This window comes from Myxococcus sp. CA005, from assembly GCF_006518205.1.
GTDB classification, from domain to species: Bacteria; Myxococcota; Myxococcia; order Myxococcales; family Myxococcaceae; genus Myxococcus; species Myxococcus xanthus.
This window is the reverse complement of record NZ_SRLV01000006.1, coordinates 1-26,391: the sequence shown is the minus strand read 5'-3', so window position 1 is coordinate 26,391 and position 26,391 is coordinate 1. Positions and strand designations below refer to the sequence as shown.

The window sequence follows — 26,391 nt, the reverse complement described above, 5'->3', positions numbered from 1 at the left end:
CGAATGGGCTTGTTCGCTGCGCCTCGTCCCTTGTGGAGAAGTGTGTGGGATCGTTAGATCGGCGAGGCTTCCAGGTCCCACTTCCACCTAGGGCGTCTCTCTCATGTCGAGCACTTCCTCCGCCGTCTCCCCGGCCTCCACGCAGTCCGCCCCTGCCGCCAAGGGATGGATGCTCTGGCTGGGACGCATCTTCACCGGGCTCGTCGTCGCCACACTGGCCTTCAGCGCGTCGATGAAGCTGGGTCAGTCACCCGAAGCCATTCAGGGAATCGAGAAGTCTGGCTACCCTGGCTCGGTGTTGCTGGCCATTGGAATCACCGAGCTCATCTGCATGGTGCTCTACGCGGTGCCGCGGACAGCCGTCTTGGGCGCCATCCTCGTTACGGGCTACCTCGGCGGCGCCACCTCGACGCACGTGCGTCTGTCCGAGCCGTTCATCGCCCCCATCCTCGTGGGCGTTTTCGCCTGGGCGGGTCTTTTTCTGCGGGACGCACGTCTCCGGGCCTTGCTGCCCCTGCGCCGCGCGCCCTGAGCACGCGCAACTGCTCCTCTCCTGGAGTCAGGCTTTCGTTGTCTGAGGGCGGGCGCTCGTTCTCCGGGCGCCCACGAAGTCCAGCACCGCGTTCAGTTTCGCCGCGTCCGGCGAGGGAAAGACAATCGCGTGTGGCGGACTCACCCCGGCATCGGGCGCCGAACCTATGCCTCCGTCGGGAGGAGGCGGGAAAGCAGCTCGAGCCCTGGGGCTTGCAGGGGGATGCGCCCACGGAGCGCGGAGAAGAAGGACCAGCCATGGTTCGCCAGCAGCACCACGCCCGCGTCCGCTCCGGCGGCGAAGCCCATGAAGCTGGTGTAGCCCCGGATGACGGAGGAGCGCCACACCACTGGCTGACCGCGCACCTGCGTCACGCTCCACCCGAGCCCCATCTTCCCGGGGTTCGCCTCCGCGCGCGGCACATGGGTCAGTTGCAGGGCACGCACGATGCCCGCGTCGCCCCGTCCGAGGTTCGCATCGAGGAAGCGGAGCAGGTCGGGAGCGGTGGAGTAGGCGGCGCCAGCTCCCGGCAGGGCGGGGAACGTCCATTGGGGGATGGGTTTGCCTCGCGCCGTGTGGCCGGGCGTCAGGCGCGGCTCCTGTTCCTCGGACACGCGCAGCGTGGTGTCGGCCATGCCCAGGGGCTTGAAGAGCAGGTCCCTCAACGCGTGTCCGTAGTTGAGCCCCGCGCGCCGGGAGAGGGCGTGGCCCAGCACGCCCATGCCCAGGATGGAGGGCGCATAGCGGCGCGGCGGCGGCCATTCCGGCTGATAGGTCTGGAGGAATTCTCCGAAGTGTCTCGCGTCGTAATGGCCGAAAGGGTCCTCCATCGTCTGGGTGTCCTGCTCCAGGTTGGGAGGCAGGTGGGGCATTCCCGAGGTGTGTGTCGCCAGTTGCTCCAGGGTGATGCGGCCCGCCGTGGCATCCGCGAGCAGCGACCGGGGAATCACCTCGGACAGGGGCATGTCGAGCCGTGCCTTGCCCTGGTCCACGAGCAACGCGAGGAGGGCCCCCGTGAAGACCGGGGTCAGCTCGCCCAGCGCGAAGAGGGCGCTTTCAGCGGGCGGCGCGCCTTTGCTCCGCAGCGCTTCGACGTGATGCACGCCTCCCTGGGTGATGCCGGCGCAGAGGGACGCCGTGCGATATCCGCGCACGTAGGCGCGGGTGGCATCCTGGAGCAATTCACCGGGGGGCGGCTTCGGCACGGAACGCATGGCGGGCCTTCTACACCATGTGTCCGGAGCGGCCAGGGAGGGCCGGCGTCGGGGCGTCCGCGCCTTGCTGTCACACGCCTGCACGGGAATTGACGGAATGTCATTTGTCCGCCGTGCCGGAGCCGACCAAGTGCGCGGAATCTTGGGAATGAGGCGTTGGAACGGCATGTGTAATGACCTCCTGGCAACAGGAGGTCCACGCCATGCCCGTTTGCCGTCCGCCCGTTTCCCCTGGGTTTTCCGCCACGCGTCACTTCGTCGAGCGCAGCTCGCTTCGGCAGCTTCGTGACGATGTGCTCGACTTCATCCTGGAGTTTGGCATCCGGACCCGGGCGGCGGGCATGACGCACGTCACGGTGCTGGAGCGGGAGCTGCCTTGGGCCTGGCGGAGCCTGGATGTGGCGCGGCAGGCGCGTGGGTGGATTGTCCTTCTCAATGACGAGGAGCGCCTCATCACCTGCTACCGGCGCGGCGATGCGAACCGCTTCATCCGCCGCAAGCCCAAGCACCGCATGTCCGGTGTCCAGCTCCAGGGCCTCTGAGCGGGAGGCGCTCACGCCGCACGCAGCAGCAGGAACATCAGCATCGCCAGCAGCGCTGCGATGCCCACGGCCAAAGGGCCCAGCGGCGCACGCTGGGTCAGCAGTCGCCGCGCGGAGATGGCGCTGTCGGGGCGGTCCTGGATGGCTTCCGAGAGCAGGCTTTTCAGCAACCGGCGCAGGTGCCGGGGCACGCCCTGGGGGAGTGGCTGCGTCTCCGGCATGCCTCCCGTGAGCGCCTCGTGCAGGACGCGCCCCAGCGCATGCAGGTCCGACTGCGGGACGGCGCGGCCCCATTGTCGTTGCTCGGGGGCCTGGTAGCCATGGGCACCGGGAGGCACGAGCGACAGGCCGAAGTTCGTCAGCATCGCGCCGTCCTTCGCGAGCAGGATGTTCTGGGGCCGCACGTCCCCGTGGACAAGCCCTGTGTCGTGCGCGGCGCCGAGCGCATCGAGCAGCCGCAGCGCCAGTTGCTCCACCTCTTGGAAGGGCAGTGCGTTCGCCCGGTCCAGTCTCGCCTCCAGGGCGGGCGCAATCACGGGCTCCAGGGCGTACCAGCAGTGGCCGCGCTCCTCGCCCACCGCGAGGACGCGGACAATACCTGGGTGGCGGAGGCTTCGCAGTGTCTCCGCTTCCCGGTGGAAGCGTGCTCGCGCCTCCGCATCCGCTGTCACCGAGGAAGACATCACCTTCACCACGCATGGACCCACATGGCCTTCCGCTGCGTACAGTGAGCCCGTGGCGTCGGTGCCCAGGCGGGAGTTCAGCTGGAAGCCCGCCAGGGATTCACCCGTGAGGTCCGGCTCCGGCGGTGTGCTTCGCGCCTGCGCGCCGGGCGTGAGGTCCGCACCGCAGGCGGCGCAGGTGCGTCGCGGACCTGCCTCGGCACCAGGGTGGGGCGTATGACATGTGGGGCAGGTCGGATTCACGGGGCCGGGCCGGGTCGATTCTTCGCCATCTTCCGGGCCGTCCTCGTCGTCCGCAAGCCATGCTCCCGTGTGGCGTGGCGGGGACGGCGCCCAAGGCCGTTGACTCGCCCCCCGCGTTGAGGGACGGGAAGCGCATGGCACAGCAGAAGGTCCAGGTTCCTCGTGAGGCCGCCGGTGAGCGGCTCGACCGCTTCCTGTCGAAGCAGGTCCCAGGCATCAACCTGGAGCGGGCCCGTGCCCTGATTGATTCGGGAGCGGTTCGCATCCGGGGCAAGAGGTGCCAGCCCACGCGGAAGCTGTGGGGCGGCGAGGAGATTGAGCTCGAAAGGCCCGAGCCTCGCGCTGCGTCGGTGGCCGCTTCTGAAGGGCCGGTGCTGCCTGTGCTTCATGACGATTCGGCCCTGGTCATCGTGAACAAGCCTCCGGGCATCGTGGTGGAGCCGGAAGGGCGCGCGGCCTCCGTGGTGGGGTTGCTCGCCGCGCAGCGGCCGCCCTTCGATGTGGAGGGCCTGGCCCAGCCAGGGGTGGTGCACCGCCTGGACCGGGAGACGAGTGGCTGCCTGGCCTTCGCACGCACGGATACGGCCGCCGCCGCGCTTCTGCGCTCCTTCCAGGAGAAGCGTGTGGACAAGCGCTACTGGACGCTGGTGTTGGGACAGCCGCCCGCCCAGGGCCGTTTGGAGGGGCCCTATGCTCGAGACCCGGCGGACCCTCGGCGCTTCACCACCCGCGTGCCCTCCGCGCGTCGCGCGGCGCTCTCCTTCGAGGTTCGCGAGCGCTTCGCGGATGCCGCGTTGCTGGAGGTCGACCTGGACACGGGCCGCACGCACCAGGTTCGCGTGCAGCTCTCCGAGGCGGGGTTCCCCGTGCTGGCGGATTCACTCTACGGTCCGCCGGAGGCACGCGCGCATGCCGCGGCGCGGGCGTTGGGCCGGCAGGCGCTGCATGCCTTCACCTTGGAGCTTCCGAGCCCTGCTACGGGGCAGCCCGTCCGCGTCGAGGCGCCATTGCCCGAGGACTTCCAGCGCGCGCTCACGGTGCTGCGTGGTGGGTGAGCGCGGTCGTCCTTGGAAGCGCACCTGGAGCAACAGGTTGCCGCCCGCGATGTCCGGCGAATCCCAGACGTGTTGGTCATGTCACGCCACGCGCCCCGGACGCTACTTCTTGGGGCGCTTGAGGAGCGCCGCGCACGGGTCCTCCATGGGCATCGCCGGCGTGAACCAGACGTAGTCGAAGGGAAGGGATTGCGTGCCGAAAGAGGCCGCGTAGTCCGCAGGCGCGCGCAGCGCCGGGGCGACTTCCAGCAGCCCCACGGAGCGCACGTCCTTGCCGGGCACACGCGCCGCGAGCTGCGCGGGAACGCCCCGGTCCGTCCGTGCATGGCCGTTGCCGGTGATGAGCACGCCACCCTGGCCGGTGTCCGCGTTCGACAGCCGGTCCGCCAGGTGCGCGTCCCGTGCACGCTGGGCCTGCACCATGGGGCCGAGCATCTCCTTGGGTAGATGACCGCAGTGCACCTCGTCCTGCTCCAGGCGCATCGCCTGCTCCACCGGCTCAGGCAGCGGCGTGTCCAAGGACAGTCGCTGGCGCAGCTCGGGAGCAAGGGCCTCCGGACCTCGCATCACCAGGTCGCGCACCTGCGAGCGCGGCAGGTTGGCGGCGACGATGGGAAGCCCCGCCTCGAGCCCGGCCGCGAACACTGGCCGATACAGGGCCCAGTCTGGCCAGCCACTGCCCGCCCAGTTGACCGCGAGCGCGAGCGCCTCCGCGTCCCGCGGGGCCTGGGCCAGTGACGCGTCCACCGCCGCCTGTTGCCCCACGTCGAGCATCTCGAAGGCGAGCGCGGGCTTCCGGCCTCCCTCGGTCAGGGCCTGGACGAGCCACGCCTGGAGCTGGTGGTGGTCGGGCTGGTCATGCCGCTCTCCCAGCACCACGAAGCGGGCCTGGGCGAGCGAGCGGCGCATGGTGTCCGCGTCCACGAAGCGGGCCGCCTTCACGTCCCAGATGCGGCCCGTGAGCGGATGCTCTCGGTGCAGAGGAGAGGACCACTCGTTGGGAAGCGGCGCCTGGACGCCAGGCTGCTCCACGGCGGAATCAGGACGCGTGGTGCTGGCGCGCGAGCAGGCGGTGGCGACCAGCAGGACGGAGGCGATGAGGAGCGTGCGCATCACGCGCGCCATTCATCCACAAGGCAGGCCTCGTGGACCACTCCCGGGTTGGTGAGGTGGTGGGCCGGTGACAACCGCAGGAGCGAGGGACGTCCCGGGAGGGACCCGATGGGATGGATAGGGCGCCGTGACGGATGCGTTTCCCTCCCCACCGGGCGGATTGTTGCGTCACCTCGCGCGCCTGACGTTGCCGCCTGTCGAACCAGAGGGGAGCAACGTATGCGTCAGGGGAAGTGGAAGCCCGTGCGGATGGCGCGGTGGGGTGGCGTGTTGCTGGGAGTGCTGTTGGGCGCCTGCGGTGTGCCCTTGGACGACGCGCCCGAAGGCGTGCCGGAGGAGGTCTGGCAGGCGTTGGACGGCCGCGCCGGCCTGTCCGAGATGGGAGGGAGCATCGGGAAGCGTCCGCCCACGGGACGTCCGGGAGAAGGCGTGGCCTTTGATGGAAAACAGTTCCTGGTCGTCTGGCAGGACGAACGCGAGGGGGGCGTCTTCGGCGCGCGGGTGACACCCAAGGGGAAGGTGCTGGACCCGGGGGGCTTTCCCATCAACGCGGGCAGCGGGTTTGATGGCGGGCAGCCTCGAGTGGCCTGGGACGGAAAGTTCTTCCTGGTCACCTGGGTCAGCGCTTCCGGTCTGGTTGCCGCCCATGTGGAGCGCGACGGGGATGTGCGCCGCCGGTTCGTCGTCTTCGGCTCCGATGAGGTGGGAGGGCCTCCAGGCATCGCCTGCGCACACAAGCTGTGTCTGCTCGCCTTCCCCTTCATCGGCGATGTGGAGAGCATCATCAACGCCATCCGTGTGACGTCTGACGGAGACGTGTCCGAGCGCACGCAGCTCTCCGTCTCCGCCTCCAACATGGCCATCAAGCCGGCCGTGGCCTTTGATGGAAAACAGTTCCTGGTCGTCTGGAGCGACCAGCGCGGTGGAGTCCTCACGCCGGACATCTTCGGGAACCGGGTGACGAAAGACGGCATCCGGCTGGATGGGGCTGGCGGTGTCCCGCTCGTCGTCCGTGAGGGTGCTCAAACCGTCCCCGACGTGACGTGGACGGGCAACCACTTCTTCGTCGTGTGGCAGGACGACAAGAACGACACCGCTGATATCTACGGCGCCCGTTTCCGAAAGAACCTCGCGTTGGACGGGCCCGCGGCCTTCGGAATCGCCACGGGCGCGGACGAGCAGACGGCGCCTCGGGTGGCGCCCAGTGGCAACAAGTCGCTCGTCGTCTGGGATGCCACCCGGCAGGGTATCCACCGCGTGCGCGGTGTCCGGGTGGGGGACAACGGAAGCATCCTGGGCTCGAAGTCGGGCTTCACCATCTCCACGGGGGACTTCCAGCAGGAGATCGCGCCCGCCGTGGCGGCCGGAGACCACAAGTTCCTCGTCACCTACGCGGGCACGACGACAGGCACGGATGAATTCGGCCCGCACGAAATCCTGGCGACCCGTGTGACGCACGATGATGTGGTGAAGGACAGGCCGGCGCTGCGCCTCACGCGCCCGTGGGGCCACAAGCCTCCGGTCGCCGCCGCGCGGGGCACCGATGGCTATCTGGCGGTCTGGAGTGAGAATCTCTCCGGCACGCCGGGCATGCTGGCCGCTCGGGTGAGCTTGGATGGACAGTTGCTCGATGTGCCCGTCGTGTTGCCCGCCGGGGCGACGTCACGCGCGCCCGTGGTGGTGTGGGACGGGACGGCCTGGTTCGTGGCGTGGGAAGAGGGCGCCGCTGACGCCACGGGATTCCAGGGGGCGCGCGTGAGTGGAGCGGGCCCGGCGCTGGAGGTGAGCCGCCTGTCCCGTTCCGCGCTGCTTCCTCTGGAGATGCTGGCGCCGTCCGCCGAGCGCTGACGGCGCGTCTCCCAGCCAGGCGGGCACTCCGCCTGGCCCGGGACGGTCCTGCTACTTCGAGTCCACCACGACGACCATCCACCGGTCCGTGGCGTGGTCGATGCGGATGTTGGCGGCGCCGGCCTCCTGGAACTGCTGGATGATGCCCTCCAGGAAGGTGAGGTGCTCCTTGGGCGCGTCCACGAAGATGTTCTTCGGGCCGTTGCCCTTCGCCTTGGCCTTCTTGGCGGGGGCGCCGGCCGCGCCGTTGATGGCCTCGGGGGCCGCGGCGGCCTTCAGGCGGGAGGCGGCGTCGTCCACCGTCGCCTCGGTCTCCTCGGGCTCGGGCTCGGGCTCGGGCTCGGGCTCCACTTCCGGGGCGGGGGCGGGCGCGGCGGCTGCGGCCGACGCGGCTTCGTCCTCGGCCTGCTCGCGGAGCTGGTTGAACGTCTTCATGTTGATGGTGCCGCCAAACTTATCCTTGAAGGACTCCAGCGCCTCCTTGCTGCTGATGTCCGGCTGCTGGCGGAAGAGCTCGAGCAGAAACGCGTGGCGCTCCTGGGTCTGCTCCTGGGTCGTCCTGGCCATCGTCTTCGTGCTCCTGGGTGTGTCGCGATGTCGCGAAAGGCGGCGCACCCTATCCGGAGCCGTGTAGCACCGCAAAGGGGGGCTTGGGCCTCCCCTTCGCGGGCATGACGCGCGTGCCGAGTCACACGCGCTGGACGTGTGGTCTCAGTGCCGGGGCGGCGGGGGCGCGCTGTGGTCGCAGTGCAGCAACGACGGCGGGTCGAAGCAGGTGAAGCGCTGGTTGTCGAGCCGGCACACGCCGTCCGGCGTGTTGGCGCACTGCACCTCGGTGCGCGTGGCCTTGCAGTCATAGCCGCAGGCCATGTCCTCGGAGGCGTTGAGGCAGCGGGGCGCGGGCGTCTCCGCGCCGTACTGGTGGATGACGGCGTCCGGCGGGTCCCAACAGGTCAGCTTGTTGAAGTTCGTGGAGCAGACGCCGTAGGGCGTCCGGTTGCAGGCCACCTCGCCGTTGAACTGACGGCAGTTGTAGCCGCAGGCCACCTGGCCCCGGCTCTCCTTGCACTCTGGCTTCGCGCTCGTGGTGGGCGGGTGCTGGATGGCGACCAGGGGCGGGTCCCAACAGTGCACGCCTCCCACCAGGACCTCACAGATGCCGTAGGGCGTCCGGGCACAGGCTGTTTGTGTTCCGGTCGTCTTGCACTGGTAGCCGCACACCGAGCGTCCCTGGGAGAACACACACTGCGGAGGCGGGGGGCGGACCACGGGCTGTTCCGAGGTCGTCACGGGAGCCGTGGCGAGCCACAACGCGGAAAGGAGGCTGAGCATGGTGGGAGGCCCGACGAAAATCGCGGCGGTTTATTCAAACCGCGCGTTCGGGCCCCCATGTCCCAGGGGGCTCAGCGGGCGCGAGGCCCACCGGGACGGCGCGCCCGGGGACGTGCGGTTCCATGCGGTCCGAGCCGGGGCGCGGCCTCGTGACGCGGCGCGGAAGCACCAGCGCCGGTGTCGCGCTCGGTACGCTGCCGGCGCGCGGCCTCCCCGGGGGACTCCGGCGGGACGAGCGCGTGGGGCCCGCGACCGATGAGGTCCTCGCGGCCGGCCAGCTTCAGCGCCTCGCGCGCCAGTGGCCACTGCTCCGGGTTCCAGTAGAGCAGCAGCGCCTTCTGGAGCCGCTTCTCGCGCAGGCCCTGGGCCGTGTAGACGGGCTCCATCTTCAGCGGGTCCAGGCCCGTGAAGTACATGGCGGTGGCCATGGCCATGGGGGTGGGGATGAAGTCCTGCACCTGCCGGGGCCGCTTGCCGTTCTGCTTCAGCCACAGCGCCAGCTCCACCATGTCCTCCAGCGTGGAGCCCGGGTGGCCGCTGATGAAGTAGGGGATGTCGTACTGCTCCTTGCCGGCCTCTTCGCTGGCGCACGCGAACATCTGCTGGAAGCGCTCGAAGCTCTCGATGCCGGGCTTCTTCATCTTCTCCAGCACGCGCGGGGAGACGTGCTCCGGCGCCACGGACAACTGCCCACCCACGTGGTGCGCGGCCAGCTCCTTCACGTACTCCGGCGAGCGCTCCGCCAGGTCGTACCGCACGCCGCTGGCGATGAAGACGTGCTTGACGCCGTCCTCCTTGCGCACGTCCTGCATGAGGCTGATGAGGGGGCCGTGGTCCGTCTGGAGGTTCTCACACACGCCCGGGTGGACGCAGGACAGCTTGCGGCACCGCTTCTCGATGTCCTCGCTCTTGCACTTGAGCTTGTACATGTTGGCGGTGGGGCCACCCAGGTCGGTGATGGTGCCCCGGAAGTCGCCCATGCGGCGCAGGGCGCGGACCTCGCGCAGCACGCTCTCCGCGGAGCGGCTCTGGATGACGCGGCCCTCGTGCTCGGTGATGGAGCAGAAGGTGCAGCCGCCGAAGCACCCGCGCATGAGGACGATGGAGTGCTTCACCGTCTCGTAGGCGGGGATGCGCTCCCGGTACATCGGGTGCGGCACGCGGTTGAAGGGCAGGTCATAAAGCTCGTCCATGGCCACGGACTTGCCTTCGGCGCCCGCGGTGCCCACGCCGTCCTCCAGCGGGAGCGCGGGCGAGTTCATGTAGATGGCGCGGTTGCCGTGGCGCTGCGCCAGCGGACGCGCGTTGCCCGGGTTGGTCTCCATCTGGAAGTCGCGGCTCATCACCGCGAAGGCGTGCTTGTCCTCGATGACCTGCTCGTAGGACGGCAGCACCACCGTCTTGCGGTCCGCGGCGCGTCTGGCCGGGTCCGCCTCCAGGGCGCGCATCTCCTCGTCGTTGATGGTGTACGCGGTGCCGCGCACGTCGCGGATGTCCTGGATGCGCTCACCCTGGCGCATGCGGTCCGCCACTTCCATGATGGGGCGCTCGCCCATGCCGAAGACGAGCAGGTCCGCCTTGGCGTCGAAGAGGATGGAGCGGCGCACCTTCTCGCTCCAGTAGTCGAAGTGGGCGATGCGGCGGAGGCTGGCCTCGATGCCACCCAGGATGATGGGGACGTCGGGGTAGGCCTCACGGCAGCGCTGCGCGTAGACGATGGTGGCCCGGTCCGGCCGGCAGTTCGTCTGCCCGCCGGGGCTGTACTGGTCTTCCGAGCGGTTCTTCTTCTGGGCCGTCAGCCGGTTGAGCATCGAGTCCAGGTTGCCCGCGGCCACGCCGAAGAACAGGCGCGGCGGCCCCAGCGCCTTGAAGGGCTCGGCCGAGTGCCAGTCCGGCTGGGGGAGGAGGCCCACCTTGAAGCCGCGCCCCTCCAGGAAGCGCGCGATGAGCACCGGCCCGAAGGCCGGGTGGTCCACGTACGCGTCCCCCGTCACGATGATGATGTCGCACTGCTCCCAGCCGCGCGCCTGCATGTCGGCGCGGGTGGTGGGCAGGAAGGGATGGGCGTAGCGCGTCGAATGGGCCATGTCGGTGAGGGGCAGGGGGCTTCCACCCAGAACATCGGGAGGACGTGGAAGCAAGCCCGGCTGGAGAGGGTGTACACCGGGGCGGCCTGCCTTCCTACCCACCGCGCATGCACCCTGGGTGTGGCGCATTGACGGCGATCCAAGCCTCCCCTACCTTGGCCGGCCTCTTACATGTGGCGACCTGTTCGGGTGGGCAGGTCATGAAGTGTAGGTTTTGCGAGTGTTCGCCATGGCAGCCGCAGCGTCTTCTCCAGCCCTGCCGGATGTAACGGCCCCGCGTGGCACCGGTGGCCCAGGGCCGGTGCGCGGCGGGGTGTGGAGGCCGCGCGTCCGATGATGCGGGGGCCGGAGGCGGGACGTGCGGGCGAGGCGGCGGAGCCCGGAGACGGGGGCTCGCAGGCGCCTGCGTCCACGCGTGAGCTGCATGTCGAATACGACGATGCGCCGCCGCCCGAAGCCGCTCCGCCCCAGCGGGTGGGGGCAGTGCCGCGCTGGCGCAACACGTTCCAGGCACCCGAGCCTCCACGTGAGGAGGACGTGGCGCTGCGGCGCACCGAGAACGCGGTGCGTGTGGAGCCGCCCCACGCCCCCGAGCCCACCGACGCGAAGGCGGACGTGGCCCGGGCGCCGAATCCGTTGCTGCTCGTCTCGCGGATGGCGCGAGGACGGGAAGGCGGAGAGGACGTTCCGTCGCGCGATGTCTCCGCGCCAGAGGACGTCAGCCCCGCGGAGCGCGAGGCGATGCGCGCCGCGGTGGCCACCGGGAAGCGCCGTGAGCTCTGGGCTCCGCCCGCGTATCTGCCCGAGGACCTGCGGGAGGCGCTCCTGTCCGAGCGCAGCCAGTACCGCGCGCAGTTGCTACAGGACGTGCGCGAGGTCAGCCTCCAGGGGCCAGGGGTGCTGTCGCTCATCCCGCGTCCGGCGGCGGACCCGGACTGGTCGGGAGGTTCGGTGCTCGGCTTCCTGGGGGAGGAGTGCGTCTTCGGCGGAGACGTCGTCCACCTGGACTTCGAATCGGGGCGTGTGTTCGCCGCGCCCAGCCACGGGGATGACGTGGACCGCCGCGCGCTGTCCGCGGACCGCTGGTGCTACCGGCCCTATGACTTCGCCGAGGCCCTGTGCGCGGCGGCCTCTGCTTACGAAGAGCGGCAGGATGCCCTCTCCGAGTCCCTGCGCCGCGCCTGTGGGGAGGCGCCTGCCGTCACGCTGACACCTCAGGATGAGGCCCTGATTCCGGCCGATAGGCTGTGGCGCCAGCCCTGGGGCTGCATCTGGGGACCTCCCGGTACGGGCAAGACGACGGCCGTGGCGGACCTCATCGCGCGGGCGCTGCGAGCCTTCCCGGGGGAGCGCATCCTCGCGGTGGCGCCCACCAACCGCGCCGCGGACGAACTGGTCCTCCGCGTCAGCGCGCTGCTGGAGCGCGAGCCCATTCCGCTGCGGCCCCTGGCGCGCAGCATCTTCCGTGGCGGCACCGGCGCGAGCGAGGCGTTGGTGAAGCTGCCCACCGTCATGCTGGAGGACACCAAGGGCGGCAAGCTGCGCGCCAGCATCGAGGAGCGGGAGCGGGAGCTCATCCTCCAGCGGGTGCGAGGCGGCCCCGCCCATGAGCTGGCCAAGCTCCAGGCGGAGCTGCGCGGATTGCGCGGCAAGGTGAAGGACCCCACGCTCAAGGAAGTGGAGAAGGGGGACTGCCCGCTGGTGGTGGTCACCGTGCACCGCGCGTTGCGGCTGGTGTCGGAGCTGGAGGGAAAGCGGCACTTCGCGCGGCTGGTGGTGGACGAGGCCGGCATGGTGACCCGCGCGGCCACCGCGTTGATGGGGCCGCTGGCGGAGCGGGTGACGCTGGCCGGTGACCCGAAGCAGATTGGCCCGGTGAGCCGCGCCGCGGAGGGCGCGGGCAAGGGCACGCAGAAGTGGCTTCGCGGCAGCGGGCTGTCGCACCTGGAAGACGCGGTGAAGGACGCGGCGCGCGCGGATGTGTTGTTGCTGCGCACCCAGCACCGCATGCACCCGGACATCGCGAAGGTGGTGAGCCACTTCTGCTACGGCGGCGCGCTGGAGGACGGCGACGTCGTCAAGCAGCGCGCGGAGCGGCCCGCTCCGGTGGCCGCGTTCCCTTCGGTGCGCGCGGGCTGGGTGGTGCTGGACGGCCTCACGCGAGATTCAAAGCGCCTCACGCACGGCCGCGGGGAGACGGGCTCCGGCTACCAGCGCGAGCTGTCCGCCAACCTCGCCGTGTCCCTGGCGCGCGAGGCGGTGCGCTCTGGCCTCAGCGTCTTGTGTGTCACGCCCTACCGCGCGCAGGCCGCGCTGCTTCGCCGGCTGGGCAATGCCGCGGGCCTGCGCGGGGACGTCTTCAGCGCGTCCACCATCCATCGCCAGCAGGGCACCCAGTACGACGTGGTGCTGGTGGACACCGTCGCTGGAGGCAGGCCCTTTCCGCCTCACACGCTGGTGCCCATGCTCAACGTGGCCGCCAGCCGCGCGAAGGACTACCTGCTGGTGCTGGCCTCCCGCGACGAGGCGCGCGCCGCCACCATTCCCCAGCGCTTCTTGTCGCTGCTGCCGCGCCTTCGCGTGCACCCCGGTGAGCCGTTGCGCCTGGAGCCATTGCCCATGCCGCAGCGCGCGCCGCCGCCGCCACCCCCGCCGGTGCCGGTGGACCTGGGCGCGGAAATCTCGGGCGCGCGGCCCGGCAAGCCCCTCTTCACACACGAGCAGGTGTCCCTCTTCGAGCGCCGCTTCGACGACGGGCACCACCTGGTGCGCGGCGTGGCGGGCAGCGGCAAGACGTACGTGTTGGCGCACTGGGTGGCGCGCTACCTGCTGGAGCACTCCGAGGCGCAGGTGCTGGTGTCCTTCTTCAACCGGGCGCTGGCCCCGCTGGTGGACAAGTTGTTGGTGGAGGCGTTGGCCCAGCGCGCGGGCCGCCTGCGAGTGCGTGAGCTGCGCGCACGGGTGACGGTGCGGCACGTGGGGGCGCTGCGCCGCCATGCCCCCGAATCGTTCGACGGCGTCTTCGTGGACGAGGCCCAGGACATGGACGCCAAGGCGCTGGCCATGCTCCATGCGCTGGTGCGTCCGGACACGTTGCCGGACGGACGAGAGGTGCGCTGCTTCCAGCTCTTCATGGACGACTCGCAGAACGTCTACGGCCAGGTGCCCATCGACGCGCTCAAGGAGCAGCTGCCCGAGGGGCTGTCGTTCCGCGGCCGCACCCGCGTCCTCAAGGAGACGTTCCGCGCCACCCGGGACATCCTCGACGTCGCCTTCAACGTGGTGCTGGACCCGATGCGCCAGCACGCCGCGGCCGAGCCCGGCATGCGCGAATACATGAAGGTGGGCGAGCTGGCGCGCGAGGGGCTCGTCTGGCTTCCGGAGGAGACGCTGGAGGGCCTCTTCCGCGTGCAGTCCACCGAGCGCGGCGGCGTGCTGCCCCAGGTGCGCGGCTTCGCATCCAGCGCCAGTGAGGCGCGGCAGGTGGCTCGCGAGGTGGCCCGCCTCATCCGCGAGGAGGGCGTCCACCCCAGTGACATCCTCGTGGTGGCCCCCGTCATGCCCTCCCAGTACACGGAGGCGCTCCAGCGCGCGGGCGTGCCCGCGGAGGCCTACGGAGGCAAGGGTGGGCGCAACGTGACGGACTTCCGCGTCAGCGGCGTGGACCACGTGCGCGCCACCACGGTGTTCTCCTGCAAGGGGCACGAATGCCCCATCGTCTTCTTCGCGGGCCTGGATGCGCTGGACACCGCGGAGCAGTGGATGGCCGGTGCCCGCGAGCGCTCGACCCGGGAGAACGAGCGCATCCGCCGCGCCATGTTCTATGTGGGCGCGACGCGCGCGATGAAGCGGCAGTACCTCACCGGTGTGAAGGGCGCGCGCTTCCTCCGCGTGGCCGCCACCTACGTGGAGACGCTGAGCGGGCTCGTGCCGGCGGCTCCATCCCCCGAGGGAGCCTCGGGGGCGGACGCGCGGTAGGCCCACGCGGGCCGTTACTTCGCCGGGCGCTTGAGCGCGGGCACATGCACCTGGACACCAGTGCGGCGCGCCGTCTGCAGGACGTTCACGGCCAGTTGCTTCACGTAGCGCTCCGTGATGGCGATGCGCTGCTTCTCATCCTTGATGGGGTTCGGGTCCCCGGACGTCTCATGCTTGGGGTCGATGGCCAGGTCCACGCAGCCATCCGGCAACGTCAGGGTGTCACGGCAATTGACGGACATGGCGACGGTGACGCGGCTGGTGGGCGCGAGGGCGGCCTGCGCGGCCTCGCCCGTGGACTCGGTGTCGAGCGACTGGGGGTCCGCGACCGCGTATGCACGCTTGCCATCCCGTCGCTCCACCACGGTGCCCGTGCGCGGGTCCACCACGTAGGTGGAACGCCGTTGGGGACTGTGGGCGTCTTGCAGGGTGATGAGGACATAGGTGCCCGGGGGAATGTCCTCCGAGGGGGGCCAGTCCGGCGTGTTGCCCAAGTGCCGGCAGGCCGAGGCCAGGAACAGACACGCGAGGGGGAGGAGGTACTTCTTCATGGGGATGAACTCACTCGATGGAAGGGGAGGGGATTACTCGAAGAGGAGTACCTGCTGGACCCAGGCGCTGGCGTTGCGTCGCAACCATGCCTGACGTTCGTCACGCAGGGCCACGGCCGCGGGGACGCCATCGCGAATCCGGGCGAGGACGGGCTCGAAGAAGGCGTGCGCTTCGTCGTCGGGAATCTCCTGCGTGGCGGCGAGGACGGCCCGCGCTCCGGATTCGATGAAGGCCAGCGGCAGTCCGAAGTTCTCATGCAGGTACGCGCTGGTATGGCCCGCGTAGCAGGCCGCGAGCAGCACCACCGGCCGGCCTCGCAGCCGCTGTCCCTTCAGGTCGCCCGTGGTGAGCGCGAAGCGGCCACCCGTGGCCTCCGGTGAAAGCACGAGGACGGAGGCATCCGCCACGGACGGGTCGATGATGCCGTGCGCGTGGACCTGCACCTCGGTGGCATCCCGCATGGCGGCGAGGACGCGCGGCGGCGTGGCCTCGGCGCCGCGGAGCAGGGTGAGTCCTTCGCCCGCGTCGCTGGCCGGGTTCCACGCGCGCAGCGTGGGCAGGTGCAGCGACGCGGGCGCCAGCACGTCTGTCACGATGAGCCGCTGGGCCTTCGCTTGGGACGGCGGCGTATCGGGCAGGCCGCCCACCCGGTAGGACCAGGCGATGTCGGACGGCAGCAGCCCCGCGCGCCCCTGCACTGGCGGCCGCGCGAGGATGTCCACGCTGGGGCAGGCGCGAAGGGCCTTCATCACCGCGCCGGGCACCAGGCCTTCGACGCCCTCCAACGGCGCCGTCCTTCCCGTGTCGTGGTGGCCCAGGAGGCGTCCCTCCGCGTCCCGGGCCACGACGAAGGTCCGCTCGTCGTCCACCGTGACGCCCAGCACGCAGCGCTCCGGCGCGGGCATGGCGTGCTCCTCGGCGAAGAGGGCCAGCCCCTGCGCCAGCTCGCCCGTTCGGCCCGCGTCGAGGATGAGTGACGTGTAGCTGTAGACGCGGGCCTTGCGCGCGCTCACGTTCGCCGCTGGCAACCTGGAGGCGTCGGCCAGCGCCTGCCGCAACAGCGCCTGCCCCTTGTGCGCGTCCTGCTCCAGGTAGAAGCGGCCCTCGATGTGGCGCAGCAGCGCGAGGTCCCCCGCGTCCTGCGCGCCCGAATCGCGCAGCGCCCCCAGGCCCTGCTCCAGCAACCGCGCGTCCTCCGGCTTGCGGAAGGGCGTGCGGGCCAGGTCGGCCAGCAGGGCCAGCCGCGCCATGGAGGGCTTCTGACTGCACTGGATGGCCCGGTCGAGCAGCTCCCGGGCGCCCGCGACATCCAGCGCGCGGTGGTGCGCGAGCGCCAGGCTGGTGAGCGCCACCTCGGAGTCCGCGCAGCCCTCGGGCGTCTGGAGCAGCAGCTCCTCCACATAGGCCCGGGCCAGCACCAGGTCTCCCTGCGTCCGGGCCACCTGTCCCAGGTCCTGGAGCAGGTTCCGCTGAGAACCCCACTCCCGGCTGTCGCGCGCGGCGCGCAGTGCGCCCACGAAGCGGGCGCGTGCATCGACGGGGCGATGCAGCCGCGCCATCACCAGTCCCAGCTCCCGCTGCATCAACATGCACCGGTACAGTTGCTTCCCGGAGGCCGTGCACGTCTTCACCGCGGCCTGGAGCCGCTCCCGCGCGCGCTGCGGGGCATCCGCCAGTGCGTCCGCCCGGGCCTGCCGCTCCTCGGCCAGCAGCGCGAACCACGGGTCCTTCGTCTCCAACGCGAGCGCCCGGTACTCGTCTGGGAACTGGCGCGGGTCCGCATAGGCGAGCGCGCCCAGCAGCAGGTCCTCCTGCCGGGCCTCGCGCAGCCGCGACAGGAAGGACTCCAGCGCGGGGCCCTTCAGCTCGCCCCGGGTGAGGCGCGCGTACTCACTGGCCAGGGGCACGCGCGCGGAGAAATCCCGCCGCGCGGTGCGGCGCAGGGCATCTTCCAGGTGCGTGCCGTCCTCCTTGCGGTCCAGCACCACCGCCAGGGGATGCAGGGACTCCACGCGCTCGGGCGAGGCCGCCGCACGCAGGGCGTTGTAGAGGCACACGCGCGCCATGCCCGGCAGGGCCTCCGCCTGCGCGGTGGAGAGCGGCGCCCCCCCGTCCACCATGCGTTGGCAGTCCTGACGCATGCCCTTCCAGTCCTGCCGCTCCTGCTCCGCCGCGTTTCGCAGCGCCTGGGCGCGCTGGGCGGCTTCGTCGCTCCAACCGCGCTCTCCGAGCCGCGCCACCTGTTCGAAGGACTCCGCGGCGCGCAGTGACAGGCCGAGCCGCTGGAGCGCCAGCGCCTGGTTCCAGAGCGCCTGGGCATGGCGAGGCTTCCGCTTCAGCGCGCGCTCCAGCAGGACGAGCGCCTTCTCCGGTTCATCCTGTTGGAGCGCCAGGGCCGCGCGGTCCGTGTCCAGGTCGGCGGAGGCGGGCAGCTTGTCGAGGAACGCGGAGGCCTGGGCCATGTCACCGCGCAGCAGGAAGGCCGAGGCGATGCCCCGGTGGTCCGCCGCTTCCTCCAGCCGGGCCAGCTCGCGCAGCGCCAGTGCCTGGGGCCGGGCGCCCGCGCCGCTGCGCATCACCTGGTAGGGCCGGTGTCCGTCCGCGCCGGGATGGGTGAGGCGGACTTCCAGGGGCCGGGTGGCCGCTTCCGCCAGCCAGAGCTCGGGGGCGGAGTCGGTGGGCTGCGTCCGGGGGACCAGCACGAGCGCGGCCAGGCCCGCGGCGAGCGCGAGCGGCACCACCATGAGCCAGGACTTGTTCCGCCAGGGCGAAGTCGCGCCGAGGCGCTCCGTCCCCGGGCTGTTCAGCGCGTCGTCCGCGAGCAGCTCCAGGGCGACCAGCTCCTTCATCCGCGACTCGCACGCCGCGCAGCGGGCCAGGTGGTGGCGGAAGTTCTCCGCGTCCGCGGGGAGCATCTCCCCGTCGACGAAACGTTCCAGGTTGTCGCAGACGCTGCTCATGATTCAGCCATGCCTTCGTGCGAGGCGTCCTTGCCGCCCAGCAGCTCGCGCAGCGCCTGCCGCGCTTCCGTGAGCCACCGGCCCACCGTCCCTTCCGTCGAGCGGAGTTGCTGGGCAATGGCCCGATACCGCAACCCCGCGACGTGCAGCCGGTAGGCGTCCCGCAGGTGCGGCGGGCGCAACTGGTCGATGGCCCGCTGGAACTCGTCGCGAGACACGCGCTCCCACCGCTCCTGGGGCGCCGCTTCGCCTTCGGCGTCCAGGTCCTGCACCAGGCGCAGCATGGGCGCACCCATGACCTCGGTGCGCCGCCGCCGGCAGTGGTCCAGGAAGCGGTTGCTCATCGTGGTGCTCAACCAGACGCTCACCGCCCCCGCGTTCTCCGCCATCAGCTTGTCGAAGTGGCGGTAGGCGCGCTCCAGCGTCTCCTGCACCAGGTCCTCCGGGTCGATGGCTCCACCCGAGCACAATCGCCGGGCGATTCGAACCAACGCCGGACGCCGTGCTCGCGCGAACGCGTCGAATTGACGGCGGTACCCATCGCCCGGCGCGGCGGGGCTCTCAGTTGTCCTGCTCTCGTGTCGTTCCACCGGTGGGCTGCTCCCTGCGCACGGTGAGAACGGGCCGGGGAAATTCCCTTCGGTGAAATCGGACGGCGCAGTGCGTTATCGGCCGAGGGTGTGCCTGGGTGTGGGGTGGAGTGTGTTTCCGTCAGGCGTCGCTCGCGCCAGGGCGGAGGGCGTTGACGGTTTCCAGGGTGGGCATCGGCACCTCCAGCCGGAGCCGCTGGGGGCCACCGACGTCCGCCATGAAGGACAGGCGCCCGCCGTAGCGCTCGAGCAATCCGCCCACCACCTTGAGGCGGTCGTCGGCCAGCAGGCCCGCGAAGCGCTCGATGAGCGCAACGGCCTGGTCCGCCGGGAAGGACGGGTCAGCCACCTGGACCTTGAGCACCATGGACGCGGCCGACATGCCCACCTCCGCGTTCACGCCGTCCGGCGCTTGCCGGAAGGGGGCGTAGAGGCACGCCATCGTCTCGCGGTGCCGCAGCAGGCCCTTGAGGTACGTCACCAGCTCCGCGTCGTCCCAGGGCTTGCTGATGAACCGGCAGATTTCGCCCTCGTTCACGGATGCCACCACGGACTTGAAGTCCGCATAGCCGGAAATGATGAGGCGCAGGGCCAGCGGATGGCTGCGTTTGAGGCGCTGGAGCAGCTCGCTGCCCGTCATTCCTGGCATCCGGAAATCCGTCAGGACGATGTCCGGGCTGAACCCTTCCAGCCGCTCCAGCGCCTCGTTGCCATTGAAGGCAATCTGGACCTCGAATCCCTCTCGCTTCAACAGACGCTGCAGCGCGCGTGCGATGGGCTGCTCATCGTCGACCACCAGAACCTTGAACGCATCCATGACAACGTCGCTCCTCGGGCGCGCACTCTAGACCGGGCACCTACGGAAAATCCCAGAGTCTGGAAAATGAATGCCGGGTCATGCTCGCACCTGCGACAGGGTGGGTGGGATTGCTTCATCCCATTGCGCCCGGGGTTCATTTCAACGTCAGCAATGCACCCACGGCCATGAGCGTCACGCCCACACCCATCCGCCAGGTGAGGGGTTCGTGGAGGATGAGGAACGCCAGCAGGAGGGTGAGCGGCAGGCTGAGCTTGTCCAGGGGCGCCACGCGGGAGGCGGGCCCGAGCTGGAGCGCGCGGAAGTAGGCCAGCCACGAAAGGCCCGTCGCCACGCCGGAGAGCACCAGGAAGAGGAGCGTCTTGCGGCTGATGGCAGGCAGGGCGTGATGCTCCCCGCGCGCCAGGGAGATGCTCCAGGCGAACACCAGAATCACGACAGTGCGGATGGCGGTGGCGAGCGTGGAAGGAATGCCTTCCACGCCCATCTTCGCCAGCACCGCCGTCAGCGCCGCGAAGCCCGCGGAGAGCAGTGCATAGACCCACCACGGCATCGAAATCTCCAGGTCCTGGAGCCGGCGGAATGCCGCTCAGGGTCACCGGCCTACCAGTGTGGGGCGGCGCTGTCAGGAGCGACTGGCGGTGGGGCGGCTCCTGGCATATGGCGGGGGCCTCACACGCGCCAGAAGGAGCCCGTCACTGTCCCAGGCAATCAGGCCTTCATTCCTCCTGCCCTGCGTGCTGGTGCTGCTGGCGCTGCTGAGCTCGTGTGGCGCGGAACAGGACTCGGGACTGGCGCGGGTGCGCCGCACGGGGGAGCTGCGTTGGGGCGCGGATGCCCAGGGTGGAGAGCCCTACGCCATGGAGGACCCGGACGCACCCGGGGGCATGCGAGGCTTCGAGGTGGAACTGGCGGAGGCCCTGGCGCGTGAGCTGGGGGTTCGGGCCCGGTTCGTCCAGAACGACTGGTCCAGCCTGGTCCCCTCGTTGGAGCGCGGCTCGTTCGACGTGGCGCTCAACGGCCTCGAAGTCACGCCGTCGCGCTCCGGGCGCATCCTCTTCACGCGGCCCTACTACGTCTTCCACCTGCGCTTGCTGGCGCGGCGGGACGATGCGGCCATCACCGGGCTGGATGCGCTGAAGGGCCAGCGGGTGGGGACGCTGGCCAATTCCCTGGCGTGGGACCTGCTCCAGCGCAGCGGCGTGGAGGCGGTTCCTTACGAAGGCGTGGAGGAGCCCTACATCGACCTGGAGCAGGGGCGGGTGCGCGCCGTGTTGATGGACGACATCATCGCGCAACGCTACGGGCAGCCACGTCCAGGGCTCCGGGTGGTGGGCGACGTGGGGGAAGGCTACTACGCCATCGCCGTGCGGCCCGGTGAGGAGGACCTGCGGGAGGCGCTGGACACGGCGCTGGGGAACATCGCTCGCTCGGGCGAGCTGCGCGCCATCTTCCAGCGCTGGGGCATCGACAACGCCGAGCAGCAGCGCATGGTCGACTGGACGGACGCGCAGTCCCGCGAGGTGCTGGCGCCCACGCAGACGGCGCGCATGGGCTGGGGACAGCTGGTGCTGTTCCTCCAGGCCGCGGGCGTGACGCTGCTGGTGTCCGTGGGCGCCATGGTGCTGGCCATCCCCCTGGGCGTGGGGCTGGCGCTGACGCGGCTGTACGGGCCTGGCTGGGCGGCCCGGCTGTCCACCGCCTACGTGGAGTTGTTTCGCGGCACGCCGGTGCTGCTTCAGCTCTACGTCCTCTACTACGGGCTGGCCGGAGTGCTCCGGTTGGACCCCATCAGCGCGGCCATCCTCGGGCTGGGCCTGAACTACGCGGCCTACGAGTCGGAGGTCTACAGGGCGGGCGTGCTGGCCGTTCCGCGAGGGCAGTTGGAGGCGGCGATGGCACTGGGCATGCCCCTGCGGCTGGCGCTGCGGCGGGTCATCCTCCCCCAGGCCTTCCGCGTGGCGCTGCCGGGGGTGGCGAACGACTTCATCGCGCTGCTCAAGGACAGCTCCTTGGTATCCGTCATCTCCGTGGTGGAGCTCACGAAGCGGATGACGATTACCGCGGTGGATGTTCGAAGCTGGCTGATACCTGGCGCGTTGTGCGCATTGATGTACCTGGCAATGAGCTATCCCTTGTCCCGGCTGGCGAGGCACCTGGAAGCGAGGCTGGAGCGCGGATGATTGAGGTCGAGAAGCTGAGCAAGCGCTACGAGGGGCGGCCGGTGCTGGAGGGCATCAACGCCGTCTTCTCCCCAGGCGAGGTGACGGCGTTGGTGGGCCCCTCCGGTGGAGGGAAGAGCACGCTGCTGCGGTGCCTCAACGGGCTGGAGTCCTTCGACGGGGGCTTGGTGCGCGTAGGGCCGGACACGCTGGCCCCGGGCGATGTCCGCGCGCAGGGCGAGAAGGTGCGCCGCATCCGCCGCCGCGTCGGCTTCGTCTTCCAGCAGTGGCACCTGTTCGCGCATCGCACGGCGTTGGGCAATGTGACGGAGGCCCCCATGCACGTGAAGGGCGTGGGCCGGCAAGAGGCCAACGAGCGGGGCCGGGCGTTGTTGGCGAAGGTCGGTCTGTCCCACCGCGAGGACGCGTACCCCTCCGAACTCTCCGGCGGCGAGCAGCAGCGGGTGGCCATTGCCCGGGCCCTGGCCATGGAGCCGGAGGTGCTGCTGATGGACGAGCCCACCAGCGCGTTGGACCCGGAGCGGGTGGGGGCGCTGATTGACCTGCTGGAGCAACTGCTCGCGGACGGCCTCACCCTGGTGGCGGTGACCCACGAGATGCGCTTCGCGTACGAGCTGGCCTCGCGCGTGTTGGTGCTGCACGGCGGGCACATCATCGAAGAGGGGCCGCCCGCCCGGGTGCTCGCCAATCCACACCATGAGCGCACGCGTGCCTTCCTGGGCCTGGGCCGCGTCCCCGCGCTGCGCACCCTGGGGGCCTGAGCGCATCACTGGCATCGCGGCCGGCCCGCCGGGCATGCTGGCGGACGGGCCGGCAGAACCGGCGCACCGGCGGTGTTCCTCGCCGCGTCCCGCGAAGGAGAGGCATGCGTCGAGAGGTCCAGTGGATGGAGTGGGGGCAGGGGCGGGGGCCTCGGGTGCTGCTGCTGCCCGGACTGGGCGCGCGTGGCTCCGGCTTCCAGGCGCTGGCCCACCAGTTGTTGCCCTGGGCCCGTCCCATCCTGGTGGAGTACCCCGAAGGTGAGGCGGCCGCGTGCGGCGCGGGCGCCTTGGCGCGGCAGGTGCTGCGGGCCGTGGGCGAGGTGGACGCGGTAGTGGCCAGCTCCTTCGGCGGCATGGTGGCCGCGCACCTGGCGGCGGCTGGCGCGGCGCGAGGCGTGGCCTTCCTGGGCGCCTTTGCCCGCACCGAGCACCTGGGCGTGCGCGGGCTCGCCATTGGCATGATGGGCCCCATCGCCCGGTGGGCCCGGCCGGGCGCGGTGGCGGCGGGGCTCGCGGCCTGGACGCCGGTGTCTTTCTCCCGTGTGCCCGAAGTCGTGCCCACCACGGCGCTGGAGCGCAGCTCCACCTGGCATCGCGCCCTGGCCATCCGGGGCGAGGCGCCCCCGCCGGAGCTGCGCAGGCTGCCCGTGTCCTGCGTCTGTATCCAGGGGACGCGGGACGTGCTGGTGCCGCCGTCCACGGTGGAGCGCCTGGCCGCGTCGCTGCCGCCGGGAACGCCCCGGCACCTGCTGCGGGGCGCGGGGCATGTGCCCTACTTCACGCATCCGGAGGCGTGCGCGGGGCTCCTGCGGCCCTGGTTGGCGGCTCTGGACGCGGCGGCGGCGCCCGAAGTGGAGAGCAGCGCTGCCTGACGCAGTCCGGCAGGGGCGGTGCGGGGTTCCGTCGGGCCGATAAGGGGATGTACGGATGGCGCGGGGATCGCTACCTTTCGGGCGCCAATGCAGAACCGTCTCACGCGATTGCTCGTCACCCTCTTCGTTGTCTCCGCGACGCCCGTGCCTGCCGCTTCCGTGCAGGAGCCGTCGCCCTCCGCCGTGGCGCCCACGGCCGTACCGCCGCCCGCCGCGGCACCGGAGGCCCCCGCTCCGTCGCCCGAAGTGGCGCGCAAGCACAAGGTGCTGCTGCTGGGGGACAGCCTCATCGCCACTGGCTTCGGGGAGTACCTCCAGGCCCAGTTGGACGCGCACCCGCGCATCCAGTCGGCCCGCCGCGCCAAGTCTTCCACGGGCCTGGCCCGTCCGGACTTCTTCGACTGGATGGACGTGGGCCGCGAGGAGGTGGAGCGTCACCAGCCGGACGTCGTCGTCGTCATCCTCGGGGGCAACGACGGGCAGTCGCTCCAGGACACCCAGGGTGGCAAGGCCATCCACTGGGGACATGCGGAGTGGGAGGCCGCCTACCGTCAGCGCATCAATGACTTCCTGGCCGTGCTCTCCTCGCCCGGCCGGAAGATTGTCTGGTTGGAGCTGCCGGCCACGGGGCTCAAGCGCTTCGAGCAGAAGCTGCGCATCATCCGCGCCCTCCAGCGCGAGGTCATCTCCTCCCGGGAGGATGCGGTGCACCTGGACACGCGCCCCTTCTTCACCGACGCGAAGGGGCGAGCGCTGAGTCAGGCCCGGGTGGATGGCTTCCGCAAGCCCATGCGCCTGCGCATGGCGGACGGCGTGCACTTCACCGTCGCGGGCGGCCGTTACTTCGCCAACAAGGTGTACCCCGAGGTGCTGAGCGTGCTGGGCCTGCTCCAGCAGGGCTAGCGGCGCGGCGAAGGCCGCGTCAGCGCGGGCTCAGGGCGGTGACGAGCCGCTCGGCCTGCTCGCGGATGTCGCGGTGGGTGCTCGCCTGGGCGCGCCTGGCGTGCGTGAGCGCCTGGGCCTTGTCGCTGTCCGCCAGGGCCAGCGCCAGGTTGAGGTGGACGCCCGCGTCATCCGGGTGATGCTTCAAGGCCTCGGTGAGGATGGCGCGCGCGGCGGCGGCACCACCGGGACGCGACAGGTGCAGCACCGCCAAATCGTTGGCGGCGCCGGCCTCGGACGGGTCCGTCGCCACGGCGGCCTCGAGCAGTGTCTGGGCCTCCGCGTCGTCACCCAGCTTGCGGCGCACCTTGGCCAGCGCCACGCGCACGGGCGCGGACTCCGGGGCCTTGGCCAGCGCCTCGCGGAGGATGCGGTCCGCGTCCTCGTCCTTGCCGGCCACGAAGGCGGAGATGCCGTGCAGGTAGATGGCGTCCGCGCTGTCGGGGAGCTGGAGGCGCAGCTCGATGGCGGCGCGCATCGCCGCTTCGGGGGCGCCGGCCATCAGGCACAGTGAAGCGAACTCCCGGAAGAGGGCCGTCTCCCGAGGGCTGCGCAGGATCGCCTGCCGAAGCGTGACGATGGCCGCGCCCACGTGCCCTTGCAGCAACTGCACACGCGCGGCGAGCTGGAGCGGCAGGTGCTCCGTCTTGTTGGCCTCCGCGGCCTCTAGATAGCGCCGCAGTGCCCGGTCCAACTGCTTGTCACCCTGGAGGGCCATGCCCAGGTACGTCAGCGTCTGGGCATTGCCGGGCTGCAGCGCCAGCGCGCGCTCCAGCTCCGGGATGGCGGCGGCGTACCGGTCATGCCCCAGCAGGGCGCGGCCATGGTTGATGACCTCGAAGAAGCCCGCCTTGGGCTGCGCGGCGAGCGCGGCCAGCAGGTCCAACTGGCGCGCATCACCCTTCTCCGCGTCCAGCCGGGCCAGGTGGCTCAGCGCCTCCGGGTGGGTGGGATGCAGCGCCACCAGCCGCTGGAGCACCGCGCGGGCCGCCGTTTCGTCGTGCTGGGCCAGCCGCAACCGGGCCAGTCCCAGCAACGCGCTGGCATCCTTCGGGTCCTGTTCGATGGCGCGCTCGAAGTCGCGGGCCGCCTCCTTCAGCAGGCCCTGCTTCATGAGACGCGCGGCGGAGGATGCCAGCTTGGAGACGGCCATGGGCACCGATTCTAGCGGTGGGGGGCGCGAGGTGGGTACCTCTAGAAGACGGCCTCCCAGGCGTTCTTGATGCCGTTGCCCACGTCGCCCGCGAAGTCCGTCACGGCGTCCGCCGCGTTGGTGAAGACCTGGCCCGCCGCGTCGGCCACCGCTCCGCCCGCGTTGATGGCGCCGTCGACCACGTTCTCCAGGATTTCGCCACCGGCGGCGGCGGCCGTCTCACCCACGGCCTTCAGCACGTTGCCGGGATTGACGGAGCCCTCGATTTCCACGCCCAGGCCCAGGCCCGCGGTGGCCTCCACGCCAACGTCGAACTCCAGGTTGCCATTCTCGATGCCGATGTTGGCGTGCGCGTCGCCGCTGACACCCGCGCTGGCGCTGGCGGTGATGCTGCCGGACGCGAGCGTGTCGTCCTCGTGCTTCAGCTCGATGGAGCCCGTGAGGCTCGCCTGCGCACCCGCGAAGCCGGAGGCCGAGGCGTTGATGGACACGTTGCCGTCGGTGCCCACGTGCAGGTCCAGTTCGATGCTGCCCTCGGCGCCAATCTTGCCCAGCGCCTCCAGGTCCAGCTCGACGGAGTACTCCTCGCCGGCAATCTCGAACTCGACCGTCTTGGAGGCCCCGGCGCCCGCCTCGATGAGGTTGGCCTCGATGTCGATGTCGACGCTCACGTCGATGCCGGACAGGCCGATGTCCGCGTCCACCTGCGCATCCGCGGAGAACGTCGGACCCTGGACGTGGGCGCGCGTGTCGATGCCACCGGGACCGGTGCCGCTCACATCGGCGCGGGCACCACCGGCCGTGAAGCTGGACTGGCCGCTCAGCGCGCTGTGCCGCGGCTGCTCCACCGAACCGGACGCGGAAGCCCGGGTGTCAACGCGCGGGCCGTTACGTCCGCCCTGGGCAGGGGGCCGGGTGTCGCGAGCCGGCGGCG

Annotated in this window: 22 protein-coding genes; 9 read left to right on the top strand and 13 right to left on the bottom strand. The window is 70.8% G+C overall.

The features are described from left to right. Window positions 1-169 precede the first annotated feature (169 nt). Window positions 170-532 (top strand): DoxX family protein, encoded by a 363-nt coding sequence (locus FMQ63_RS03955; RefSeq protein ID WP_011555478.1) that lies wholly within the window; start codon window positions 170-172, stop codon window positions 530-532. A gap of 164 nt (window positions 533-696) precedes the next feature. Here the strand turns inward: FMQ63_RS03955 and FMQ63_RS03950 are convergent, their stop codons facing one another. Continuing rightward, window positions 697-1,746, bottom strand: coding sequence for a serine hydrolase (locus FMQ63_RS03950; protein WP_225909454.1), 1,050 nt, complete (start codon window positions 1,744-1,746; stop codon window positions 697-699). 173 nt (window positions 1,747-1,919) lie between these two features. On the opposite strand from FMQ63_RS03950, the gene FMQ63_RS03945 reads away from it, so the two are divergent. Continuing rightward, window positions 1,920-2,288, top strand: a complete 369-nt coding sequence (locus FMQ63_RS03945; protein ID WP_011555476.1) for a hypothetical protein — start codon at window positions 1,920-1,922, stop codon at window positions 2,286-2,288. An 11-nt stretch (window positions 2,289-2,299) separates the two neighbouring features. Here FMQ63_RS03945 and FMQ63_RS03940 read toward each other — a convergent pair whose 3' ends face one another. Beyond that, window positions 2,300-3,052 carry a serine/threonine-protein kinase gene (locus FMQ63_RS03940; protein ID WP_331274238.1) on the bottom strand — a complete coding sequence of 251 codons (753 nt, stop codon included), beginning with the start codon at window positions 3,050-3,052 and terminating at the stop codon, window positions 2,300-2,302. Between the two features lie 296 nt (window positions 3,053-3,348). Between FMQ63_RS03940 and FMQ63_RS03935 the strand changes: the two genes are divergently transcribed. Continuing rightward, a complete protein-coding gene (locus FMQ63_RS03935) occupies window positions 3,349-4,269 on the top strand; it encodes an RluA family pseudouridine synthase (RefSeq protein WP_011555474.1) in 921 nt (306 codons plus the stop codon). Between the two features lie 102 nt (window positions 4,270-4,371). Here FMQ63_RS03935 and FMQ63_RS03930 read toward each other — a convergent pair whose 3' ends face one another. Continuing rightward, window positions 4,372-5,382: a ChaN family lipoprotein gene (locus FMQ63_RS03930; protein ID WP_020477855.1), complete on the bottom strand. Its 1,011-nt coding sequence runs from the start codon at window positions 5,380-5,382 to the stop codon at window positions 4,372-4,374. Between the two features lie 219 nt (window positions 5,383-5,601). Here FMQ63_RS03930 and FMQ63_RS03925 point away from each other — a divergent pair, with 219 nt between their 5' ends. Further along, on the top strand, window positions 5,602-7,230 hold the full coding sequence (locus FMQ63_RS03925) for a hypothetical protein (RefSeq protein ID WP_225909453.1): 1,629 nt from the start codon (window positions 5,602-5,604) through the stop codon (window positions 7,228-7,230). A 51-nt stretch (window positions 7,231-7,281) separates the two neighbouring features. On the opposite strand, the gene FMQ63_RS03920 is transcribed toward FMQ63_RS03925, so the two are convergent. From FMQ63_RS03920 to FMQ63_RS03910, 3 genes are all read right to left on the bottom strand, one after another. Beyond that, entirely contained in the window at window positions 7,282-7,797 is a 516-nt protein-coding gene (locus FMQ63_RS03920; RefSeq protein ID WP_026113763.1) for a hypothetical protein, read from the bottom strand. 144 nt (window positions 7,798-7,941) lie between these two features. Continuing rightward, on the bottom strand, window positions 7,942-8,562 hold the full coding sequence (locus FMQ63_RS03915; protein WP_011555469.1) for a hypothetical protein: 621 nt from the start codon (window positions 8,560-8,562) through the stop codon (window positions 7,942-7,944). Window positions 8,563-8,633: 71 nt separating this feature from the next. Next, window positions 8,634-10,649, bottom strand: coding sequence for a YgiQ family radical SAM protein (locus FMQ63_RS03910; protein ID WP_011555468.1), 2,016 nt, complete (start codon window positions 10,647-10,649; stop codon window positions 8,634-8,636). A gap of 333 nt (window positions 10,650-10,982) precedes the next feature. Here FMQ63_RS03910 and FMQ63_RS03905 point away from each other — a divergent pair, with 333 nt between their 5' ends. Next, the gene (locus FMQ63_RS03905; protein ID WP_011555467.1) at window positions 10,983-14,627 is read left to right on the top strand and encodes an AAA family ATPase; all 3,645 of its coding nucleotides are present in this window, start codon (window positions 10,983-10,985) and stop codon (window positions 14,625-14,627) included. Between the two features lie 14 nt (window positions 14,628-14,641). Here FMQ63_RS03905 and FMQ63_RS03900 read toward each other — a convergent pair whose 3' ends face one another. The 5 genes from FMQ63_RS03900 to FMQ63_RS03880 all read right to left on the bottom strand — a co-directional run bounded on the left by FMQ63_RS03900 (window position 14,642) and on the right by FMQ63_RS03880 (window position 20,099). Beyond that, on the bottom strand, window positions 14,642-15,178 hold the full coding sequence (locus FMQ63_RS03900) for a hypothetical protein (RefSeq protein ID WP_011555466.1): 537 nt from the start codon (window positions 15,176-15,178) through the stop codon (window positions 14,642-14,644). 33 nt (window positions 15,179-15,211) lie between these two features. After that, window positions 15,212-18,139, bottom strand: a complete 2,928-nt coding sequence (locus FMQ63_RS03895; protein WP_011555465.1) for a CHAT domain-containing protein — start codon at window positions 18,137-18,139, stop codon at window positions 15,212-15,214. Next, on the bottom strand, window positions 18,136-18,729 hold the full coding sequence (locus tag FMQ63_RS03890) for an RNA polymerase sigma factor (protein WP_011555464.1): 594 nt from the start codon (window positions 18,727-18,729) through the stop codon (window positions 18,136-18,138). Before FMQ63_RS03890 ends, FMQ63_RS03895 begins: the two co-directional genes overlap by 4 nt. Window positions 18,730-18,850: 121 nt before the next feature. Beyond that, window positions 18,851-19,546, bottom strand: coding sequence for a response regulator (locus FMQ63_RS03885; protein WP_011555463.1), 696 nt, complete (start codon window positions 19,544-19,546; stop codon window positions 18,851-18,853). A gap of 136 nt (window positions 19,547-19,682) precedes the next feature. Continuing rightward, window positions 19,683-20,099 (bottom strand): EamA family transporter, encoded by a 417-nt coding sequence (locus tag FMQ63_RS03880; protein ID WP_011555462.1) that lies wholly within the window; start codon window positions 20,097-20,099, stop codon window positions 19,683-19,685. Window positions 20,100-20,283: 184 nt separating this feature from the next. On the opposite strand from FMQ63_RS03880, the gene FMQ63_RS03875 reads away from it, so the two are divergent. The 4 genes from FMQ63_RS03875 to FMQ63_RS03860 all read left to right on the top strand — a co-directional run bounded on the left by FMQ63_RS03875 (window position 20,284) and on the right by FMQ63_RS03860 (window position 24,265). Further along, the gene (locus tag FMQ63_RS03875; RefSeq protein ID WP_011555461.1) at window positions 20,284-21,729 is read left to right on the top strand and encodes an ABC transporter substrate-binding protein/permease; all 1,446 of its coding nucleotides are present in this window, start codon (window positions 20,284-20,286) and stop codon (window positions 21,727-21,729) included. Then, entirely contained in the window at window positions 21,726-22,490 is a 765-nt protein-coding gene (locus FMQ63_RS03870; RefSeq protein ID WP_011555460.1) for an amino acid ABC transporter ATP-binding protein, read from the top strand. Before FMQ63_RS03875 ends, FMQ63_RS03870 begins: the two co-directional genes overlap by 4 nt. A gap of 104 nt (window positions 22,491-22,594) precedes the next feature. Next, complete coding sequence (locus tag FMQ63_RS03865) at window positions 22,595-23,362, top strand: alpha/beta fold hydrolase (protein ID WP_011555459.1); 768 nt, start codon at window positions 22,595-22,597, stop codon at window positions 23,360-23,362. 18 nt (window positions 23,363-23,380) lie between these two features. Beyond that, window positions 23,381-24,265, top strand: a complete 885-nt coding sequence (locus FMQ63_RS03860; protein WP_011555458.1) for an SGNH family hydrolase — start codon at window positions 23,381-23,383, stop codon at window positions 24,263-24,265. Between the two features lie 19 nt (window positions 24,266-24,284). Here FMQ63_RS03860 and FMQ63_RS03855 read toward each other — a convergent pair whose 3' ends face one another. Further along, window positions 24,285-25,457 carry a tetratricopeptide repeat protein gene (locus FMQ63_RS03855; protein WP_011555457.1) on the bottom strand — a complete coding sequence of 391 codons (1,173 nt, stop codon included), beginning with the start codon at window positions 25,455-25,457 and terminating at the stop codon, window positions 24,285-24,287. Between the two features lie 41 nt (window positions 25,458-25,498). Beyond that, window positions 25,499-26,391 (bottom strand): Circumsporozoite protein (locus FMQ63_RS03850; RefSeq protein ID WP_141276553.1); only part of this gene is annotated, 893 nt, incomplete at its 5' end.

Excerpts from the sequence above, each read along its gene's own strand:
- FMQ63_RS03955 (WP_011555478.1), top strand. The coding sequence starts at position 170 with ATGCTCTGGCTGGGACGCATCTTCACCGGGCTCGTCGTCGCCACACTG.
- FMQ63_RS03950 (WP_225909454.1), bottom strand. The coding sequence starts at position 1,746 with ATGCGTTCCGTGCCGAAGCCGCCCCCCGGTGAATTGCTCCAGGATGCC.
- FMQ63_RS03945 (WP_011555476.1), top strand. The coding sequence starts at position 1,920 with ATGACCTCCTGGCAACAGGAGGTCCACGCCATGCCCGTTTGCCGTCCG.
- FMQ63_RS03935 (WP_011555474.1), top strand. The coding sequence starts at position 3,349 with ATGGCACAGCAGAAGGTCCAGGTTCCTCGTGAGGCCGCCGGTGAGCGG.
- FMQ63_RS03930 (WP_020477855.1), bottom strand. The coding sequence starts at position 5,382 with ATGCGCACGCTCCTCATCGCCTCCGTCCTGCTGGTCGCCACCGCCTGC.
- FMQ63_RS03925 (WP_225909453.1), top strand. The coding sequence starts at position 5,602 with ATGCGTCAGGGGAAGTGGAAGCCCGTGCGGATGGCGCGGTGGGGTGGC.
- FMQ63_RS03920 (WP_026113763.1), bottom strand. The coding sequence starts at position 7,797 with ATGGCCAGGACGACCCAGGAGCAGACCCAGGAGCGCCACGCGTTTCTG.
- FMQ63_RS03915 (WP_011555469.1), bottom strand. The coding sequence starts at position 8,562 with ATGCTCAGCCTCCTTTCCGCGTTGTGGCTCGCCACGGCTCCCGTGACG.
- FMQ63_RS03910 (WP_011555468.1), bottom strand. The coding sequence starts at position 10,649 with ATGGCCCATTCGACGCGCTACGCCCATCCCTTCCTGCCCACCACCCGC.
- FMQ63_RS03905 (WP_011555467.1), top strand. The coding sequence starts at position 10,983 with ATGATGCGGGGGCCGGAGGCGGGACGTGCGGGCGAGGCGGCGGAGCCC.
- FMQ63_RS03900 (WP_011555466.1), bottom strand. The coding sequence starts at position 15,178 with ATGAAGAAGTACCTCCTCCCCCTCGCGTGTCTGTTCCTGGCCTCGGCC.
- FMQ63_RS03895 (WP_011555465.1), bottom strand. The coding sequence starts at position 18,139 with ATGAGCAGCGTCTGCGACAACCTGGAACGTTTCGTCGACGGGGAGATG.
- FMQ63_RS03885 (WP_011555463.1), bottom strand. The coding sequence starts at position 19,546 with ATGGATGCGTTCAAGGTTCTGGTGGTCGACGATGAGCAGCCCATCGCA.
- FMQ63_RS03880 (WP_011555462.1), bottom strand. The coding sequence starts at position 20,099 with ATGCCGTGGTGGGTCTATGCACTGCTCTCCGCGGGCTTCGCGGCGCTG.
- FMQ63_RS03870 (WP_011555460.1), top strand. The coding sequence starts at position 21,726 with ATGATTGAGGTCGAGAAGCTGAGCAAGCGCTACGAGGGGCGGCCGGTG.
- FMQ63_RS03865 (WP_011555459.1), top strand. The coding sequence starts at position 22,595 with ATGCGTCGAGAGGTCCAGTGGATGGAGTGGGGGCAGGGGCGGGGGCCT.
- FMQ63_RS03855 (WP_011555457.1), bottom strand. The coding sequence starts at position 25,457 with ATGGCCGTCTCCAAGCTGGCATCCTCCGCCGCGCGTCTCATGAAGCAG.